Origin of the sequence: Agrobacterium fabrum str. C58 (assembly GCF_000092025.1) — a bacterium.
Lineage (GTDB): Bacteria > Pseudomonadota > Alphaproteobacteria > Rhizobiales > Rhizobiaceae > Agrobacterium > Agrobacterium fabrum.
Genome location: NC_003062.2, coordinates 1,099,823 through 1,117,344 on the forward strand (window position 1 = coordinate 1,099,823; position 17,522 = coordinate 1,117,344).

18 protein-coding genes are annotated in these 17,522 nt (G+C 59.5%); 10 read left to right on the forward strand and 8 right to left on the reverse strand.

The genetic code is table 11. The annotated features are described in order from the left end of the window. Window positions 1–31 precede the first annotated feature (31 nt). The 3 genes from ATU_RS05485 to ATU_RS05495 all read left to right on the forward strand — a co-directional run bounded on the left by ATU_RS05485 (window position 32) and on the right by ATU_RS05495 (window position 3,183). Complete coding sequence (locus tag ATU_RS05485; RefSeq protein ID WP_010971399.1) at window positions 32–1,525, forward strand: leucyl aminopeptidase; 1,494 nt, start codon at window positions 32–34, stop codon at window positions 1,523–1,525. Window positions 1,526–1,550: 25 nt separating this feature from the next. Beyond that, on the forward strand, window positions 1,551–2,000 hold the full coding sequence (locus ATU_RS05490) for a DNA polymerase III subunit chi (protein ID WP_010971400.1): 450 nt from the start codon (window positions 1,551–1,553) through the stop codon (window positions 1,998–2,000). A 154-nt stretch (window positions 2,001–2,154) separates the two neighbouring features. Then, a complete protein-coding gene (locus tag ATU_RS05495) occupies window positions 2,155–3,183 on the forward strand; it encodes a GGDEF domain-containing protein (RefSeq protein WP_010971401.1) in 1,029 nt (342 codons plus the stop codon). Window positions 3,184–3,213: 30 nt separating this feature from the next. Here the strand turns inward: ATU_RS05495 and ATU_RS05500 are convergent, their stop codons facing one another. Further along, entirely contained in the window at window positions 3,214–4,140 is a 927-nt protein-coding gene (locus ATU_RS05500; protein ID WP_010971402.1) for a Gfo/Idh/MocA family protein, read from the reverse strand. Window positions 4,141–4,600: 460 nt separating this feature from the next. Here ATU_RS05500 and ATU_RS05505 point away from each other — a divergent pair, with 460 nt between their 5' ends. The 4 genes from ATU_RS05505 (at window position 4,601) to ATU_RS05520 (ending at window position 9,461) form a co-directional block, all read left to right on the forward strand. Then, window positions 4,601–6,538 carry an EAL domain-containing protein gene (locus ATU_RS05505; RefSeq protein WP_010971403.1) on the forward strand — a complete coding sequence of 646 codons (1,938 nt, stop codon included), beginning with the start codon at window positions 4,601–4,603 and terminating at the stop codon, window positions 6,536–6,538. Window positions 6,539–6,622: 84 nt separating this feature from the next. After that, on the forward strand, window positions 6,623–8,284 hold the full coding sequence (locus tag ATU_RS05510) for a sensor histidine kinase (protein ID WP_010971404.1): 1,662 nt from the start codon (window positions 6,623–6,625) through the stop codon (window positions 8,282–8,284). Next, complete coding sequence (locus ATU_RS05515; RefSeq protein ID WP_010971405.1) at window positions 8,281–8,889, forward strand: response regulator transcription factor; 609 nt, start codon at window positions 8,281–8,283, stop codon at window positions 8,887–8,889. The genes ATU_RS05510 and ATU_RS05515 overlap by 4 nt, the downstream gene beginning before the upstream one ends. 89 nt (window positions 8,890–8,978) lie before the next feature. Further along, window positions 8,979–9,461 (forward strand): GlcG/HbpS family heme-binding protein, encoded by a 483-nt coding sequence (locus ATU_RS05520; RefSeq protein ID WP_010971406.1) that lies wholly within the window; start codon window positions 8,979–8,981, stop codon window positions 9,459–9,461. 58 nt (window positions 9,462–9,519) lie between these two features. On the opposite strand, the gene ATU_RS05525 is transcribed toward ATU_RS05520, so the two are convergent. Both ATU_RS05525 and ATU_RS05530 read right to left on the reverse strand, forming a co-directional pair. Further along, the gene (locus tag ATU_RS05525; RefSeq protein ID WP_010971407.1) at window positions 9,520–11,403 is read right to left on the reverse strand and encodes an ABC-F family ATP-binding cassette domain-containing protein; all 1,884 of its coding nucleotides are present in this window, start codon (window positions 11,401–11,403) and stop codon (window positions 9,520–9,522) included. 69 nt (window positions 11,404–11,472) lie between these two features. Continuing rightward, window positions 11,473–12,519 carry a GGDEF domain-containing protein gene (locus tag ATU_RS05530; RefSeq protein WP_006314610.1) on the reverse strand — a complete coding sequence of 349 codons (1,047 nt, stop codon included), beginning with the start codon at window positions 12,517–12,519 and terminating at the stop codon, window positions 11,473–11,475. A 255-nt stretch (window positions 12,520–12,774) separates the two neighbouring features. Here ATU_RS05530 and ATU_RS05535 point away from each other — a divergent pair, with 255 nt between their 5' ends. Together ATU_RS05535 and ndk are read left to right on the forward strand one after the other, a co-directional pair. Next, window positions 12,775–13,470, forward strand: a complete 696-nt coding sequence (locus tag ATU_RS05535) for a glutathione S-transferase family protein (RefSeq protein ID WP_010971409.1) — start codon at window positions 12,775–12,777, stop codon at window positions 13,468–13,470. A gap of 99 nt (window positions 13,471–13,569) precedes the next feature. Then, window positions 13,570–13,992 carry a nucleoside-diphosphate kinase gene (ndk, locus tag ATU_RS05540; RefSeq protein WP_003502118.1) on the forward strand — a complete coding sequence of 141 codons (423 nt, stop codon included), beginning with the start codon at window positions 13,570–13,572 and terminating at the stop codon, window positions 13,990–13,992. Between the two features lie 122 nt (window positions 13,993–14,114). Here ndk and ATU_RS05545 read toward each other — a convergent pair whose 3' ends face one another. Together ATU_RS05545 and ATU_RS05550 are read right to left on the reverse strand one after the other, a co-directional pair. Further along, window positions 14,115–14,627: a hypothetical protein gene (locus ATU_RS05545; protein ID WP_010971410.1), complete on the reverse strand. Its 513-nt coding sequence runs from the start codon at window positions 14,625–14,627 to the stop codon at window positions 14,115–14,117. Next, a complete protein-coding gene (locus tag ATU_RS05550) occupies window positions 14,624–15,175 on the reverse strand; it encodes a CGNR zinc finger domain-containing protein (protein WP_010971411.1) in 552 nt (183 codons plus the stop codon). Before ATU_RS05550 ends, ATU_RS05545 begins: the two co-directional genes overlap by 4 nt. A gap of 60 nt (window positions 15,176–15,235) precedes the next feature. Here ATU_RS05550 and ATU_RS05555 point away from each other — a divergent pair, with 60 nt between their 5' ends. Further along, complete coding sequence (locus tag ATU_RS05555) at window positions 15,236–16,132, forward strand: branched-chain amino acid ABC transporter permease (protein ID WP_010971412.1); 897 nt, start codon at window positions 15,236–15,238, stop codon at window positions 16,130–16,132. Window positions 16,133–16,184: 52 nt separating this feature from the next. Here the strand turns inward: ATU_RS05555 and ATU_RS05560 are convergent, their stop codons facing one another. The 3 genes from ATU_RS05560 to pgsA are packed head-to-tail and all read right to left on the reverse strand — an operon-like array spanning window position 16,185 to window position 17,498. Next, window positions 16,185–16,652, reverse strand: coding sequence for a molybdenum cofactor biosynthesis protein MoaE (locus ATU_RS05560; RefSeq protein ID WP_010971413.1), 468 nt, complete (start codon window positions 16,650–16,652; stop codon window positions 16,185–16,187). A 4-nt stretch (window positions 16,653–16,656) separates the two neighbouring features. Then, window positions 16,657–16,911: a molybdopterin converting factor subunit 1 gene (moaD, locus tag ATU_RS05565; RefSeq protein ID WP_010971414.1), complete on the reverse strand. Its 255-nt coding sequence runs from the start codon at window positions 16,909–16,911 to the stop codon at window positions 16,657–16,659. After that, entirely contained in the window at window positions 16,911–17,498 is a 588-nt protein-coding gene (gene pgsA, locus ATU_RS05570) for a CDP-diacylglycerol--glycerol-3-phosphate 3-phosphatidyltransferase (protein WP_006312874.1), read from the reverse strand. The genes moaD and pgsA overlap by 1 nt, the downstream gene beginning before the upstream one ends. Window positions 17,499–17,522 lie beyond the last annotated feature (24 nt).

Below are 17,522 nucleotides of genomic sequence, written 5' to 3' on the forward strand. Positions count from 1 at the left end.
CGTGCAAGTCGTCCAAGAAGAGCAGGAAAACATGTCCGCTAAATTCGATATTTCTTTCGCCAATTCCGCCTCGCTGGAAAATGCCCTGGCCATCGTGCTGCAGGCCTCGGGCGAGGCGCAGGCCGTTGCCGGTGCTTCCGAGGCTGATCCGGGTGGTGTGATCGAGAGGGCATCGAAGATTTCCGGCTTTTCCGCAAAGTCGATGGCGACGCTCGACGTCATCGCGCCGCAGGGTTCGTCCGCCGACCGTCTGCTCGTCATCGGGCTCGGCAAGCCGTCGAAGCTGGTCGCCCATGACTGGCTGCGCGCCGGCGGCACCGCGGCTGCCCATTTCAAGAAAGCGGACAAGGTCGTTATCTACCTAGATGCCCCGGGCGTTGAGGTGAGCGCCGAAGCGGCTGCGGATTTCGCGCTTGGCCTCCTGCTGCGCGCCTATAGTTTCGATGCCTATAAGACCAAGAAGAAATCCGACGATGAAAAGACACCGAAGAAAGTCGATGTCACCATCGTAACCGCCGCCCATAAGGACGCGGAAAAGGCCTCTGCCGTGTCGGAAGCCATTGCGGGCGGCGTGATTCTGGCGCGTGACCTCGTCAACCTGCCGCCGAATGTGCTTGGCCCGGTCGAATTCGCCGAAAAGGCGGAGGAGCTGCGCAAGCTCGGCGTCGATGTCGAAATCCTCGGCGAAAAGGAGCTGAAGAAGCTCGGCATGAATGCACTTCTCGGTGTTGCGCAGGGTTCGGCTCGCCCGCCGCGGCTGGCAGTCATGCAGTGGAACGGTGGTTCCAAGAAAGATGAACCCATTGCCTTCGTCGGCAAGGGCGTCGTTTTCGACACCGGCGGTATTTCGCTGAAGCCCGGCCTCGGCATGGAAGACATGAAGGGCGACATGGGCGGGGCTGCGGCGGTGACCGGCCTGATGCATGTGCTCGCAGCCCGCAAGGCCAAGGCAAACGTGATCGGCGTCATCGGCCTTGTGGAAAACATGCCTGATGGCAATGCCCAGCGTCCCGGCGATATCGTCACCTCCATGTCCGGCCAGACCATCGAGATCATCAATACCGATGCCGAGGGCCGGCTGGTTCTGGCCGATGCGCTCTGGTACACCAAGGATCGCTTCAACCCGAAATTCATGATCAACCTCGCCACACTGACCGGCGCGATTACCGTTGCGCTCGGCAATCTCCAGGCCGGTCTTTTCTCCAACGACGACGAACTGGCTACACGGCTTGCGGAGGCGGGAGAGGCGACGGCCGAGAAGCTGTGGCGCATGCCGCTCGGCAAGGACTACGACAAGATCATCGATTCCAAATTCGCCGATATGAAGAACAGCTCCGGCCGACTGGCGGGTTCCGTCACCGCCGCGCAGTTCCTCAAGCGTTTCGTTGGCGAAACGCCGTGGGCGCATCTTGATATCGCCGGTACTGCCATGGGCTCGCCGCTGACCGAGATCAACCAGTCCTGGGGATCGGGCTACGGTGTGCGTCTGCTGAACGAACTCGTTCGTGCCCATTACGAAGATTGAAGCGAGCGGAGCGGCGCGTCTGCGAATGACTGAAATTCTGTTCTACCATCTGACGGAATCGAAGCTGGAGGATGCGCTGCCGCCTTTGCTCGAGAAATCGCTGGAACGCGGCTGGAAGGTCGCGATCCAGACTGTCGACGATGAGCGTCGTGATTTCCTCGACACGCATCTGTGGACCTTTCGTGACGATAGTTTCCTGCCGCACGCCACCGATGCGTCGTCAGCGCCGCAGAACCAGCCGATTCTTCTGACGGCGTCGAGCGAGAACGGCAATGCGGCGAACGTACGCTTTCTGGTCGACGGCGCCGAGCCGCTAGCGGTGGAGACCTATGAGCGCGTCGTCTTCATGTTCGACGGATACGACGCCTACCAGCTGGAAATGGCGCGTAACCACTGGAAAACGCTGAAGGCAGAGGGGCATTCGCTGACCTATTGGCAGCAATCTCCCGAAGGTCGCTGGCAAAAAAAGGCCTGACTGCCGCCCGGCCATATTCAGACCAGCCCACTGGAATGGACTGGTAAGAAATCGCATGTGGCGTCGCTTGCAACCTTTTGCTTTATGAAGTGCTTAAGTAATCGGCGGCGCAGGGCAAAAGCGTTTGCGGCGCGGTAAAATAGAAGGATCTGGCATGGGACAGGCGATTTCTAGACCGGATCGGGAGGTGGAGCGTCTTGTGGCCGTGCGGTCGGTTGTCGCCTTCAAGAATGCCGAAACTGACGAATTGAGGGCAATCTCCCAGCTGGCACAGGGCGTATTCGACGTGGCGCGCGCGGCGGTTCACATTCTGGACGAGGACTGGCTGCATATCGCCGAGCAAGCGGGCCTGCAATTTCAGGAGTGCTCCCGGGATATCGCCATCTGCGACCGCGTGGTCGTGACACAGAATGTTTTGACGGTGTCTGATCTGAGCGTCCACCCGGAATTCGGCTGGCTTCCCTATGTGAAAGGTAGCCCTGAGTTGCGCTCTTATGCGGGCGCGCCGATCGAACTTGAGCCCGGTCTCGTTGTCGGCACCTTCTGCCTGCTCGACCCCAACGTGCGTGAATATTCACCGGCCGAGATCGACAATCTGAGATATTTCGCAACACTTGCCGGAGCGCTTCTGAGACTGCAAAAGGCCAATTTCACCATGAGCCTTGCCGCTCGTGAATTGCGCGACGCGGCCATGACCGATCCTCTCACGGGTTTCTATAACCGCAAGGCTCTGGATGCCATCGTTGACCTAGAACTTGGCGCAGCGCTTTGCGAGAGGGAAACCTTTGGTGTTCTTTATCTCGATCTCGACGGTTTCAAGGCCATCAACGATACGCTGGGTCATGCTGCAGGAGACAAGGTGCTTGTCGAGGCGGCCGCACGCATTCGCGACGTTGTCAGAGCTGAAGATACGGTCGTCCGCATGGGTGGTGACGAATTCGCGATATTCGTTCCGCGTCCGATGTCGGCGTCCGTCATTGGCAGTCTGGCGGAAAGGCTGCTTGAAGCGTTTCGGCAGCCGTTTCATGTGGAGGGCGAAGACGTGCTTGCACGTCTCAGCATCGGCGGCGCAATTGCGCCGCAGGCCGGTGCCGATCGCCCGACACTGCTGCGCAGCGTCGACGAAGCCCTCTATCAGGCCAAAAAATCAGGGCGCGACCGCTTTGTCAGCCGCGCCCTCTGAGGCTTGTATGTCTGGAAGCGTTGAGGCTTCTCAGTCGTAGAACGAATCCACGAATTTATGGCGGCCGAGCAGGAAGGCATCGGCCACATGGGTCAGCGGCGCGAGATCGACGTCGGAGCGGCCCGCCTTGATGATTTCGGCGAAGCGTTCGTAAAGGGCCGGATATTCCCGTTCCGGCTGGGACAGTTTTTCCTCGCCGTTGATCGAGAGCTTTGCGCCGCCTTCCGAAAGCACCATCCGTCCCGCTGCCGTTTCAGCAACGATATCCCAGCTCTGCTTGCCGGTCTGGCGCCAGTCGAATTCGGCATGGACGGGCGTTTTTTCAACGTCGGAAAAATGCAGGTCGGCGGCAATCGGGGCGTCTCGGTTTTCCGGGAATTCCAGCGTCGCCTTGGTCAGGAACAGTGCGCGCGGCAGGATATGGGTGATGATCGACAGCGCATTGATCCCGGGATCGAACACGCCGAGACCGCCCGCCTGCCAGATCCAGGCTTGGTTCGGGTGCCAGTGGCGGACATCCTCTTTCCAGATGACATGCACGCTGTCGATTGTCGTCGAGGCCAGAAACGCCTTCGCCGCCTCCACCGCCGGCGCATAACGGGAATGCCAGCTGGCAAACAGCGAAAGACCCTTCGAATCCGCCAGACGAGCGAGATCCTGCACCTCCGAAAGCGTAGCACCCGGTGGCTTTTCAAGGAAAACATGCTTGCCGGCATTCAGCGCCGCGTAAGCTGCCTCGTAACGATATTGCGGCGGCATGCACAGCGAAACCGCATTGATTGCCGGCTCCGCCTCCAACATGGCCTCGATGGTGCCATAGGAAGAAACACCGTCCACGGTGCCGTGGCGGCTGGCGGTGCAGATCAATTCGAAATCCGGATTGCCTGCGATGGCGGGGAGATGCTGGTCGCGAACGATTTTGCCGACGCCGACAATGGCAAGCTTGGTGGCTGACATGGAGAGGGATCCGTTTGAGTGCTTCATGGGATAAAGTGTGACTTTACAGGTTTTTAGCAGAAACAACCGAAGGGGCAAGGCGATCGTCTCCGCACGAGGCGTCATTTTTCATATCGCAATGCCATGGCAGAATATTTGAATGTATATTCGAAAATTCAGATGATTTTAAATTTCACAAGTATTGTTGTTAACGTTTATTTTTGTCGTTGCCCTAGTGCAATCTTAAATGATAAGTTTAAAGACGAATTTTTGAATTATTGTTTTATAAGTTTGTTTTTATATTGGTTTCTTTAGGCGGGTGGGGCGCGTGAGGGTTTTATTTCCGGCTCGCTGTTCGAGTGGCATGGGCCAACGGGGCGAATGGTGGTAATCTTATACTTTCCCTGCGTAGCAGTGGGATTTTTGATTGCCAGATGCTGAAGTTCCGGTGCCGGCGCCGATATTTTACGGTGAATCGCAGATGATGGAATTGATCGTCGCTCAAGCGGCCGCATCGGCCGCCGAACTGCCATTTCTGCTGCTTCAGGCCGCAGCCGTGGTTGGCATGGTGTCCATGCTGATGCTTCTGCAACGACACATAGCTTTCGATGACGTCCGGTATAAAATTTACTATGGAGTTGTTTTTGGAGCGACCGGCTTTCTGCTGACGCTGCTGGTGTCCGAGTTCATTCAACTGCCCTCCAAGCCTTATATTCGTTCGGATCTGTTGTTTCTGGCGGGGGTAGTCGGGTCCTGGCAGGGCGGGTTGATAAGTCTGGCGCTGATTTCCGCCGGGCGCTTCCTGTTCGGTGGTCCGGCCCTCTTTGGCGCGGCTTTTCTGGATATGAGCGTTATTTCCGCTTTCGGCATCGCCATATATGGCTGGATGCGCCGGCGCCGTCTGACCGAACTTGGCATGCGGGAGATCGCCGGGGTTTTTGCGATCAGGATTTTCGCCGCGCTGTTCGCGATTTGCCTGACCTATGGTCTTGGCATGGTCGGTCAGGACGTGTTTTTGAGCAATGTTGGACGGCGTATTGTCGGCGCGACCGTCGGCCTGCCGATGATCGCCTGTCTCTTCCTGCTCCTGCGTAGCGAAGCGCGGGCGCGTGAAGCGGTGAAAAAACGCGAGGTTGCGGCGCGGACGGATTCTCTGACCGGTCTGCCCAACCGGCGCGCCCTCAAAGACCATATCGAAATGACGACTCGTCAGGCGCCGGCCGTGCCGCACGCTCTCCTCCTGATCGAAATCGTCAATATCGCTGATGTCGCGGCCTATCAGGGCGATGATTGGGCCGATCTCTTCTGGCCAAAACTGGCGCGGGAAATCTGCGATGGTGAGAATGGGCTGTTGTCGAAATTTAATGACCCGCGCAGCTTCATGTTCGGCGACGCGACACTTGCGGTTGTCATCGAGGGAGTTTCGCTGGAGAAGTCGGAAAGCGCCGGCCTCGTCTTGCATCTCCACGAGGGATTGATCGCCTTTTTCCGGTCTGCTGAGGCAGGACCGGTTCCGCATCTTAAAATCGGGGCGGCTAATCTGGAAATGGTCTCGCACCAGAACGTGGCCTCCTTTCTCAGACATCTCAGCCTGGCGCTGAGGCGGAGTGAAAATCCCGTGCAGATTTTTCCCTTTTCTTTCGCCGAGAAAGCGGCGCGGGACGAGGGCGTGCGCCAGATGCTGGTCCGCTGGATCAAAAATGGAAAGCCGCCGATATTTTACCAGCCGAAGTTTGAAATTCACAATCGCCGCATGATCGGCGCCGAAGCGCTCTTGCGGGCGATCGATACGCATGGGCAGGCGCTTTCGCCCTATTATGTGCTGGAAATTGCCGAACGCCACCGGCTGCTCGTGGAATTCGAGTGGTCAACCATCGAAGCGGTGGTCCGCGACCTCGCCGAACTGCCTGGCCTCGATCCGGATTTTCATCTGGCGGTGAATATTTCCGCCTCGTCTTTTGCGACCGCGTGTTTTGCAGACCGGGTGGTGGCGTTGCTGCAGGAGATGACGGTGCCTGCGCATCGCCTGTCGATCGAGGTGACGGAGATGAGCAGGATGCCGACCACAGATTCCGTGCAGCAGAATTTCGATACGTTGATTGCCGCAGGTGTCCGGCTGGCGCTGGATGATTTCGGCACCGGTTATGCCGCGCTCACCCTGCTGGCAAGATTTCCCTTCGAGGAGGTCAAGATCGATCAATGGATGACATCCCGGCTCGATCAGGCACGGTTCAGGGACGCCGTCGTGCTCGCCTTCGAAAGCGCCGAGCGCTACGGCGCCAAGCTTGTAACGGAAGGCATAGAAACCGAAGAACAGTGCCGGATTCTCATGCAAATGGGCATTCGTTTCGGTCAGGGTTATCTTTATTCGCCCGCCGTGCCGCTTGATCGGTTGCTGCCCCGCCGGGCATACGCCTAGCGCGTCGGGAACCTCACCGGCCAATGGCGAGGGCATGAATTCCGTCGTAGCCGGATTGAATGTTTCCCCGGTCTGTGCTGAGGAATGTTCCTTGACGAACCGATGGTGCGACCGCTTTTTCCGGTCACGCGAGTGAGCCAATGCCTGAAAATGACGATGCCTGAAAACGACGATGCATGGAGTGACATGCCCGGAAAACCGGCTCAGCCCTTGCCGGACGATCCGCGCCCGCAGGCAATATGGTCCTTGCCAGGGGTGATTCTGGTCTGGGCGCTGCTGATGGCGGCCGTCATTTCTGCACTGGCGGCTTACCAATATGTCAGCTTGCTCGGCGAGCTGGAGCGGCAGAGCGACGCATTGCAGGCCGAGGTGTCCCGCCGGGCCGACCAGCATGACGCCCATGTCACCGCGCTTTCGGCGGTGGCGCAGGCCGAGCAGGGCGCGGATTACGGTTTGCTGCTCGACGTTGCCGCTCCCATTCTGCAGTTTTATCCGCGCATTGATGAGCTTCAGCTGGTGTCCCTCAATGAGGGAGGCCCCGTGGTTGGCACCCGGCCATTGGAAAACGAGCTGGCGATAGTCATCCGCAAGGCGGCATTGGTGTTTTCCGGCCACCCGGTTCTGGTGGCAAGCGCTCTCCGGCCCGGGCATTACATGATCGTCAAGCGCAGTCCCAACAGCGAGACGGCGTCGAAGGTTCTGGTGCTCGCAATCGACGCGGCGCGACTTCTGGCATCCGATGATCCTTTCTGGTCGACGAAACAGGCGGTGATCCGTCTGAAAATGCCGGATGGCACGATATTGTATGGTCCACCGACATTGCCGGAAAAGCCGCAATATGTCCGGCAGTTGAGCAGCGCCACCCAGCCGCTGCTTCTCGAAGCCGCTCTTTCGATCACCTGGCGGGATCTTCTGCCGGGCCGCGCCCTGTTGGCGGGAATGGTCGGCGCTACCATGGTTTTCCTGCTGGGCATCATGATGGCGAAACAGCGGACGCGCATGCGTGCCGCCGAAAGACGGGCCGAACTGAGCGGCATGGAAGCAAGGCTTACCCATGCCTCGCGGGTCAATGCGCTGGGTGAGATGGCGAGCGGTCTGGCGCATGAGCTGACCCAGCCTTTGACGGCGATATTGGCGCAGGCGCAGGCCGGGCGACGGTTGCTTGCCCGCCAGGATACGGTGGCCCTTTCCGGCGCTCTGGATGACATGATCGATCAGGCGCGAAGTGCGGCCAACATGCTCGTCCGGTTTCGCAATTGGTCGCTGCCGCACCGTCAACCGGCCGCCGCGCATGATCTGCGCGCCGCCTTGCGCAATGTCGATGCGCTGCTTGCCGGTGAGGCGGCACGGCACGCGGCCAGCATCGATATCGCCATGCCGGAGACGCCGCTTTCGGTGCGGGCCGATCCTGTGGAAATGGAGCAGGTGATGTTCAATCTGCTGCGTAATGCTCTTGATGCGCCCACGGACGTCGAAGGCAGGAAAGCCATCACCGCCAGATTGAGCCGAAAAGGTGATTTCGCCGTGTTCGAGGTGGCCGATAATGGCCCCGGCGTCGCACCGGATTTGCGCGACCGCCTGTTTACGCCTTTCGTAACCACGAAAAAGGACGGCATGGGTCTGGGGCTTGCCCTCAGCCAAAGACTGGTGGAGCGCGCCGGCGGTGAAATTCTCTACGTCGACAGTGAGAATGGCGCGCTTTTCCGCGTCATCTTTCCTGTCGCGGCGGAGGCGCGGAACCCATGACGCTGCCCGTCTATCTCGTTGATGACGATGACGCCGTGCGCAAGGCGCTGATATTGCTCCTGTCCACCGTAGGCATCAAGGCGAAGGGCTTTGCCGATCCGGTGGTTTTTCTCGGTCAATTGCCCGCTCTCGAGCCGGGCTGCCTCATTTTCGATATCCGCATGCCTGCCATCACCGGATTGAAGCTGCAGGAAAAGCTGGCGGAGGAGGGTGTCGACTGGCCGGTCATCGTCATTTCCGGCCATGGCAATATCGAAGCCTGCCGCCGTGCCTTTCACAATGGCGCAGTGGATTTTCTCTCCAAGCCCGTAGATGAGCAGGATCTTATCGATGCGATCCAGAAGGCGCACCGGATATTGGCCAGCACGCTCGACGCAAAAGCGCTGCATGCCGAGACGAGGGCGCTTTTAGCGCTGCTGACCGCACGTGAGCGTGAAATCCTCGAACGTATCGCACTCGGTTTCACCTCGCGCCAGATCGCCGATGGGCTTGGCCTGTCGCCGCGCACGGTGGACAGCCATCGCGCCGCTATCGGCCTCAAGCTCGGCACCACCTCGCAGGCAGAAATGACGCGGTTGTGGCTGGAAGCCGGCGCGGATCAGTAAAACTACCGAGCAGCCGGCAAATCTTACGGATTCGCAGGTTCGCGTCGTCCGCCTAATCTGGGGTCCTCATCAAACAAGAGGACCTTTTCATGATCCGCACCCTTCTCATCGTCTCCGCTCTGATCGCTCCTTCAGCCGCCTTGGCGCAAACGCTGCCGACCGCGCCCTATCTGCCGCTCGACATGGCGGAAAAAGCGACCAAGGCAGCGCTTCAGGCTTGCTCCGCCAAGGGCAATGCCGTCACCGTTGCCATCGTCACCCGTGATGGTGCCACCAAGACCGTGCTGAAGGCGGATGGTTCCGGCCCGCACACCGTCCCCAGCGCAACCGGCAAGGCTTTCGCAGCCGCATCGCTTGGACGTGACATCGGCGAAATCGCGGAATTCATCGCCTCCAAGCCCGCCAATGATGGCCTTCGCAACATGGATGAGCGCCTGGTCATTCAGGCAGGCGGCCTGCCGATCAAGATCGGCGATGCGCTGGTCGGCGGCATCGGTGTCGGCGGCGCACCGTCGGGTGCGATTGATGCCGAATGCGCCCGCGAAGGTCTCAACGCCATCGGCGCGAAATAAGCACCGTCAGATACGCTCCGGCGGCTTGAGGCCGCCGGACGCTCGGCACTATCGCGCATCACTGCGCCATGGCATCCTCGTATTCGCTCGAAAGCATCAGCCATTGCTCCTCGGCGTCCGAAAGCTTGCTCGCGGCCTCGCCGCGCTCCTTCACCTTCAGCGCGGCCTTGGCGGGTGCTTTTTCGTACAAAGCAGGGTCCGCCAACTCCTTGTCGAGCGCCTGAATCAGTTTCTCAAGCTTTGCCGTCAGGGACTCGATTTCGTTGATCTTTTTCTTGAGCGGCGCCAGCTGGGCGCGCTTTTCTGCATTGGCCTTGCGCTGGTCGGCTTTCGAGGTCTGGTCGGCAGCGGCCTCGGTCTTGTCGTCCTTCTTCCTGCCGGACGAAATAACGAGATCGCGATATTCCTCCATGTCGCCTTCGAAGGTCTTGACCGTGCCGTCGGCTACCAGCCACAGCCGGTCCACCGTCGCTTCGATCAGGTGGCGGTCGTGCGAGATGAGGATGACCGCGCCGCTATAATCGTTCAGCGCCTCGATCAGCGCCCGGCGGCTGTCGATGTCGAGATGGTTGGTCGGTTCGTCGAGGATCAGCAGGTTCGGCGCATGGAAGGCGGCAAGCCCCATCAGCAGCCGGGCCTTTTCACCACCGGACAAGTCCTTCGCCGCCGTCGACATTTTTTCCGTTGCAAGGCCCATCTGCGCCACGCGAGCACGAACCTGCGCTTCAGGAGCGAGCGGCATCAGCTTGCGCACATGTTCGACGGGCGTTTCATCCGGCACGAGGTCGTCGAGCTGATGCTGTGCGAAGAAACCGATCTTGAGCCCCGAGGCCACACGAAGATCGCCCGCCTGCGGGGCAAGCCGGCCGGAGATGAATTTCGCGAAGGTCGATTTGCCGTTGCCGTTCGAGCCGAGCAGCGCGATGCGGTCGTCATTGTCGATCCTGAGATTAAGCTGTTTCAGGATGGATTTGCCCGGCTCGTAACCGACGGCACCGCCATTGATGGCGACGATGGGGGAGGCGGGCTGCTTTTCCGGCTCGGGAAACGTGATCGGCTGGACGTGATCCTCGATCACGGCGGCAACGGTGCCCATGCGCTCCAGCGCCTTGATGCGGCTCTGGGCCTGGCGTGCCTTGGTGGCCTTGGCGCGGAAACGGTCGATGAAGCTTTGCAGATGTTTGCGTGCAGCATCGTTCTTGACCTTGGCCTTCATCTGCAATTCGTCAGCCTCGGCCTTCTGCCGCTCGAACTGGTCGTAACCACCGCGATAGAAGGTCAGCTTCTTCTGGTCCAGATGCACGATGGAATTGACGGCATTGTTGAGAAGATCGCGGTCATGGCTGATGATGATGACGGTATGCGGATAACGCCGGATATAGTCTTCCAGCCAGAGCGTGCCTTCGAGGTCGAGATAGTTGGTCGGCTCGTCGAGCAGCAACAGGTCCGGTTCGGCAAACAGCACCGAGGCGAGCGCCACGCGCATGCGCCAGCCGCCGGAGAAGGAGGAGGCGGGCCGAAGCTGCGCCTCGTGATCGAAGCCGAGACCGGCGAGAATGCTGGAGGCGCGCGCTTCCGCCGAATGGGCATCGATATCGACAAGCCGCATCTGGATTTCAGCGATCCGGTGAGGATCGGTTGCGGTTTCCGCTTCGGCCAAAAGCGCGCTGCGCTCCTTGTCGGCGGCAAGCACGATGGAAATCAGTGATTCCTCCGTGCCCGGCGCTTCCTGTGCCACCTGGCCGATGCGGGCGAGTTTCGGGATCGTCACCGAACCGCCTTCCGCCGCAAGATCGCCGGTGATGATCCGGAACAGGGTGGATTTTCCGGCGCCGTTGCGGCCGACGAGACCCGCCTTCACACCGGCGGGAAGCGCCACGCTGGCATGGTCAAGAAGCAGACGCCCGGCGATGCGGGCGGAAAGATCGGTAATCGTAATCATGGCGCCGTTTTGGCCGAACTGTCTGGCCAAGGCAAGAGCCTCTGCGCCACACCGCGAGAGATTGCCGCTTCAGGAGCCGAGCTGTGCCAGATAGCTGTTGCGGCTGTGCTGCGCCACCTCCCGCGAGTAGCCGATAACGCAGTTGCGCGTGCCGCTGCGGGCCGAGAGCAAAGCGAGTTCGGCATGGCCGAAAAATTCGGCGGCTGTGGCGGTGCCATCCACCGCCGCGACACCGATCGAAACCGTCAGATGCTCGCCATCGCCACCACTGGTCGCGAAGTGCAGGGCCTCTACGCTTTGCCGCAGCCGCTCGGCGATCGCCTCGGCCGTATTCTGCGGTACCCCGGCAAACAGAAAGGCGAATTCATCGCCACCGATGCGAGCGACGAAATCGTCCTTCTTGATGGTCTTGCGAAACAGCGCGGCGAGCCGTCGCAGTGCCTTATTGCCGGCGGAAGAACCATATTTGCCGTTGATTTCCCGGAAATGATCGATGTCGAGCAATACCAGCGAGGTGGCGGACGCGGCCCGATCCTTTGCAAAAAGGGCGCCGAGCTTTTCCAGAAAGGCGGCCCGGTTGGGAAGCGCCGTCAAGCTGTCGCGCAGGGAGGCGGCCTGAAGTTCCACCCGGTTTCTTTCGGCTTCACGGATTTTCACCAGCCCCATGGCAATGAAATGCCGAAGGCTCGTCTGCTCCTCGTGAATGTCGCCCAGAAGCTCCAGGAAACGCTCCGTTGCCGGCGGCTCGCTGTCCTCATCCTGCTGGAGGGCGTCCATGAAGGTCTCGGTGCGTTTAAGGCTTGCCTCCAGCCGCGCGGAAATCTGCGTCAGCGTATCGAAGGTCGCGCTCGCCATCTGTTCGGCTTCGATCCGGGAAAAGCCGGGCAGATTGTGCCGCTGGCCAATAATATCGATCTCGTGCTGCTGCGGCGCATTGCCGAGCGCGAGAATGTCGCGGCCCATGGCCGGGTTGTGTCCTGATAATATTTCATAGATCAGTTCGTAATTGCGCGGCAATGGCGCAATGTTCATCTTGGCGATGAATTGGGTGATTTTGGTAACGACAAGAGAACTTCTTGCCTGATCACGTTTCTTATCGCCCGCCGATGTCGTCACTGACAGCCCCAATACCGAGATTATTATGAATAGACCGGCGATAACCGATTGTTGAATGGGTTTATTCTTACAAGCAACGGTTTAAAATTGACTGAATCCGCGAAAAGTTTTGGCGCTGCGAAGCGAAAATTTTCACGCCGGACAGACGCGCGGACCGCACGCGTTTCCTGATCGATCACATGACAAATCCTGATTTGATTTCATGGCCCGGCCGTTCTTATATCGTTTCATCAATATTGCAGAAGAGGGTAGCTTATGACGAATTCCAGAACGCTCTACTCGTTGTGCGGAAGCGATATTTCCAGACCGTTTTCTCCCCATTGCTGGAAAACCGTGCTTTCGCTGGCCCATAAGGGGCTGGATTTCGAGGAGCGCCCCTTGCCCTTCACGGTCATTCCGACGGTGGAGGACGGGTTTTCGAAGACCGTGCCGATCCTGCGCGATGGTGACCAACTGGTGAGCGACAGTTTCGAAATCGCGCTTTATCTTGATGAGGCTTACCCGGAGCGGCCGTCGCTATTTGACGGGGACGGTGGCAGGTCGATGGCCCGCTTCGTCGAAAGCTGGTCGCAGACGGTGCTCCACCCGGTCATCACCCGTATTGCCGTGCTCGATATCCACAATATGCTCAACGAGCCGGACCGCGTTTATTTCCGCGACAGCAGGACAAAGGCGCTGGGCCGGCCGCTGGAGGATGTCGTGGCCAACCGTGAGGCGGAAATCGCTGCCTTCCCCGCATTGTTGGCGCCGATCCGCCGCATGTTGAGCTTCCAGCCTTTCATTGGCGGCGCGTCGCCGCTGTTTGCTGACTATATCGTCTTCGGCGCGCTGCAATGGGCGCGCATCACCTCAGGGGCGGATTTGTTTGCGGATAACGATCCGGTACGAGACTGGTTCGAAGGCTGCCTAGATCTCTACGACGCAAGGGGCCGCAGTGTGACAGCGGCGTGAAATGTCTGCCGTCATCGTCGCAATCTCGTTGATCCCCCTTGTTTTCGGGCCTTTGGGCGGGTAAAGACCGCCCACTTTCTCTGAAAAAGGAACAGACACATGGCGATTGAACGCACATTTTCGATGATCAAGCCGGACGCAACCAAGCGTAATCTCACGGGCGCGATCACCAAGGTATTTGAAGACAACGGTCTGCGCATCGTCGCCTCCAAGCGCGTCTGGATGAGCAAGCGTGAAGCAGAAGGCTTCTACGCCGTTCACAAAGAGCGTCCCTTCTTCGGTGAACTGGTTGAAGGCATGACTTCCGGCCCGACCATCGTTCAGGTTCTGGAAGGCGAAAATGCCATCCTCAAGAACCGCGAAATCATGGGCGCTACCAACCCGGCCCAGGCCGCTGAAGGCACCATCCGCAAGTCCTTCGCGCTCTCCATCGGCGAAAACTCCGTTCACGGTTCCGACGCTCCGGAAACCGCTGCACAGGAAATCGCCTACTGGTTCGCCGAAACCGAAATCGTCGGCTGATTCAATATCTCAACGGCTTGAATCGCCTTCTCAGGCGATTGGGTGAAGCTGCTGAAAAGACTCAAGGAAACGGGGGCGAAAGGCTCCGTTTTTTTTGACAGGCGGGAAGGTCACACCGCTCTCTACGACGCCGGGCACCCCTGAACCGGTCGCATATCCGTCGAACCGTCAGGTTTAAACACCTCCGGATTGGGCGTATAGAGCGGGCCGACGACCAGCGGCTTGGCGGGGAGAGCCGACTGGTCGGTATCGGAGCGGATGGTGGTCTCTATCGTCTGCAGAGTATCGCCATCCGGCCCTTTGATCTGGACGCTGACCCTGTAGGGCCGGTCCTGTTTCACGCATTCGACCGGCGGGCTTTGAACGGTGATCTTTTCGTCCTTCGGAAAAATCCTTTCCCGGGCGACGAGGTCAGGCCCTCCGCGCGGGTTTTCGAATGCCGCTTCCACGCTGCTGCCATCGCGGATGGGGGCAGTACGCTGAAGCGTCACCAGATAGGTGGCGACGGCGACGCGGTAATTGAAGACGAACATGCGTCCGGAAAGCTTTGCCACTTCGCGGGGTTCATCGCGCTGGCAACCGGAAAGCGAAAGCATCGCCGCAATCGCCAGCAGCAGGGGCAGGGCAATTCTCATGGCTGCGCCTCCTTCCTGCGGTGATAATGCCGGCTGGCTTTTTGCCGGTTGCCGCACACCGCCATGTCACACCAGATGCGGCTTCTGTTCTTGCTGCGGTCGATGAACAGCCAGCCGCAATTGCCGCAGATCCGCAGCCGTTCCCGCGTCTCGCCGGCAAGCAGCGACAAGGCGGAATGGACGGTGGCGTTGGCGAGACTTTCGGAGGTTGGAAATGCCCGCAGTGCCGTGCCGCCGACAGAGAGGAGCCGGGCCAGCTTGCCATCATCATCAGCCCCGCGGGAAACAGCCGAACGGAAGTGATCGTCGATCGCCTCGCGAAGTTCGAGGAAAATGGGCCGCTTGTCCGCTTCCGGCGCGACGAGGGCGGGGAACCTGTCACGCTCCATACCAAGTCGTGTCGCTGCTTCGGCGAAGGTGACGATCTGTTCCGGCACGGAAAAGCGGTCGAGCGTTCTTGCCGCGTCCGAGCGCAGGATCACGCTATTGGCGACATCAAGCGCCAGTGCTCCCCCTGCGAAACGATGTTCTGTCCAGCGAAATGTCATATACATATTATAACTGGTAAAAAGCATTTTAACAGTTATAATTCCGGCAGGAGGACGGGCTTGGCTTATTTCCTGCAACAATTGCTGAATGCCGTGCCGGTCGCAGCCCTCTATGCGGTTCTGGCCTTCGGCTACGCCATCGCCTTCTCGGTCACGAAACGCGCCGATGTGACCTATGGCGCCATCTTTGCCTTCGCCGGGCAGACTTGCCTGCTTTTTGCTGACTTCGGCTGGAACCGGCTGTGGCTGGTTCTGCCGGCAACATTGGCGCTGGGGGCAGGGGCCGGCCTGTTCGGCGGGCTTTGGGCCGCGGGTCTCATCGGTAGGGCGGTCATGCGGCCGCTGGCAAAGGCCTCTCCCAACGCGGTGACCGTGGCCTCCATCGGCGTGCTGATTGCGCTCACGGAAAGCGCAAGGCTCGCCGCCGATACAAGGCAATTATGGCTGCCGCCGCTTTTGTCGCAGCCAGTACGTTTCTGGATCGAGGGCGGCTTTGCCGTCACCCTGACACCGATTCAGATGTTGAATACAGCCGTCTTCTGCCTTCTCATTCTCACAGGTTCGCTTTATCTCGGCCGTTCCGCTTTCGGCAGGCGCTGGAAGGCCGTGTCGGACGATGCCTTTGCCGCCTCGCTCCTGGGGGTGAACGCGAGCAGGATATTTCTGCTGTCCTATTGCGCGGCGGGTCTCGTGGCAGCCATCGCCGGCGTGCTCGCCACGTTTTATTACGGCACCATGGATTTTGGCGCCGGTCTCGTTTTTGGCCTGAAAGTCGTGCTGATCTCGGCGGCGGGCGGATATGCCAGCCCGCTCATCTGCGGCCTGGGGGCGGCAGCCATCGGTTTTGCGGAAACATTCTGGGTCGGTTACGGCCCCGTCGCCTGGCGGGATGCGGCGGTTCTTGCCTTGCTGGTTGGCTGGCTCATCGTCATGCGCAGCCGGGTTGAAGCAGCTTAGGGGGAAAAATGGGCCCCGGTTTTCCGCCCGGAAATGCGATAAGACAAAAGCGCTATCGCCACTTGTCCCTGGCCGTATCGTCGGTAGCCTTCGCTGCCACCCAGTCGCCCGTCGTGCCATCCCTGCCATGTTCCTTTTTCCAGAACGGGGCTGATGTCTTGAGATAGTCCATCACGAAACTGGCGCCATCGAAGGCGGCCTGTCGATGAGATGAGGCGGCAATGACGAGGACGATGTTTTCGCCGGTGGCGATCTTGCCATGGCGGTGGATGGCGGTGAGGCCAAGCAGGCCGAAACGCTCCATCGCCAGTTTGGCGATGCGGGTGATTTCCGCTTCCGCCATGCCGGGATAATGTTCGAGTTCCAGTGCGGTCAATGTGCCGCCATCGTCCCGGCAGAGCCCGGTGAAGGCCACGACGGCGCCGATGCTTCTGTCGCCCTGGGTCAACAGGCGTGTTTCGTCGGCGGCGTCGAAGTCTTCTGCCTGCACGCGAACCGTCGGCTGAGCGACTTTCTGCATCCGCTCATCCTCCCGTCATGGGCGGGAAGATGCCGATCTCGCGTGCGCCGACAATGCTCTCGTCATGCTCGACATGTTCCTGATTGACGGCAACCCTGATGACATTGGGAAACTCGAAGGCCGCTTCGTAATTTTCACCGCGTGTCGCAAGATAGGCGATCAGCTCGCCGGCGGTGGTGACGGAGGAAGGGATATCCAGCTCTTCCTCATCCGTGCCGATCTTCTCGCGAACCCAGGCGAAATAAACGATCCGCGTCATCATTCTTCGTCCACAATGTGCTTGAGACCCGCCTTGAAGTAATCATAACCGGTATACATGGTCAGCGCCGCGGCGAGCCACAGAAGCGTAATCCCCATCTCGGTCGTATAGGGCAGCACCTTGTCGCCCGCAGGACCTGCGAGAAGAAAGGCGATGGCAACCATCTGGATGGTTGTCTTCCATTTGGCGATCTGGGTGACGGGAACGCTGACCTTCAGCGCAGCTAGATATTCGCGCAGGCCGGAAACCAGAATTTCACGGCAGAGAATGGTAATCGCAGCCCAGAGCGACCAGCCGGCAATGGTGCCATCCGCCGCCATCAACAGCAGCACGGAGGCGACCAGCAGCTTGTCGGCTATCGGGTCCAGCATGCGGCCGATATTCGACGTCTGGTTCCAGATGCGGGCGAGATAACCGTCGAGAAAATCGGTCAGCGAAGCGACGATGAACAGCCAGAGTGCCGTCCAGCGCGCGAAGTCCGAGCTTTCCAGCTTTCCTTCGATAAAGAAACACAAAACGATGACAGGAACCGCAAGGATGCGGGCATAGGTGAGGAGGTTGGGAATGTTGTATGCGCGCGAAGCCATGGAAAACCTGTCAGTCTGGATAAG

What these genes read in the sequence shown, in the direction of transcription:
- ATU_RS05485 (WP_010971399.1), top strand. Translation starts at nt 32, where the DNA reads ATGTCCGCTAAATTCGATATTTCTTTCGCCAATTCCGCCTCGCTGGAA.
- ATU_RS05490 (WP_010971400.1), top strand. Translation starts at nt 1,551, where the DNA reads ATGACTGAAATTCTGTTCTACCATCTGACGGAATCGAAGCTGGAGGAT.
- ATU_RS05495 (WP_010971401.1), top strand. Translation starts at nt 2,155, where the DNA reads ATGGGACAGGCGATTTCTAGACCGGATCGGGAGGTGGAGCGTCTTGTG.
- ATU_RS05500 (WP_010971402.1), bottom strand. Translation starts at nt 4,140, where the DNA reads ATGTCAGCCACCAAGCTTGCCATTGTCGGCGTCGGCAAAATCGTTCGC.
- ATU_RS05505 (WP_010971403.1), top strand. Translation starts at nt 4,601, where the DNA reads ATGATGGAATTGATCGTCGCTCAAGCGGCCGCATCGGCCGCCGAACTG.
- ATU_RS05510 (WP_010971404.1), top strand. Translation starts at nt 6,623, where the DNA reads ATGTTCCTTGACGAACCGATGGTGCGACCGCTTTTTCCGGTCACGCGA.
- ATU_RS05515 (WP_010971405.1), top strand. Translation starts at nt 8,281, where the DNA reads ATGACGCTGCCCGTCTATCTCGTTGATGACGATGACGCCGTGCGCAAG.
- ATU_RS05520 (WP_010971406.1), top strand. Translation starts at nt 8,979, where the DNA reads ATGATCCGCACCCTTCTCATCGTCTCCGCTCTGATCGCTCCTTCAGCC.
- ATU_RS05525 (WP_010971407.1), bottom strand. Translation starts at nt 11,403, where the DNA reads ATGATTACGATTACCGATCTTTCCGCCCGCATCGCCGGGCGTCTGCTT.
- ATU_RS05535 (WP_010971409.1), top strand. Translation starts at nt 12,775, where the DNA reads ATGACGAATTCCAGAACGCTCTACTCGTTGTGCGGAAGCGATATTTCC.
- ndk (WP_003502118.1), top strand. Translation starts at nt 13,570, where the DNA reads ATGGCGATTGAACGCACATTTTCGATGATCAAGCCGGACGCAACCAAG.
- ATU_RS05545 (WP_010971410.1), bottom strand. Translation starts at nt 14,627, where the DNA reads ATGAGAATTGCCCTGCCCCTGCTGCTGGCGATTGCGGCGATGCTTTCG.
- ATU_RS05550 (WP_010971411.1), bottom strand. Translation starts at nt 15,175, where the DNA reads ATGACATTTCGCTGGACAGAACATCGTTTCGCAGGGGGAGCACTGGCG.
- ATU_RS05560 (WP_010971413.1), bottom strand. Translation starts at nt 16,652, where the DNA reads ATGCAGAAAGTCGCTCAGCCGACGGTTCGCGTGCAGGCAGAAGACTTC.
- moaD (WP_010971414.1), bottom strand. Translation starts at nt 16,911, where the DNA reads ATGACGCGGATCGTTTATTTCGCCTGGGTTCGCGAGAAGATCGGCACG.
- pgsA (WP_006312874.1), bottom strand. Translation starts at nt 17,498, where the DNA reads ATGGCTTCGCGCGCATACAACATTCCCAACCTCCTCACCTATGCCCGC.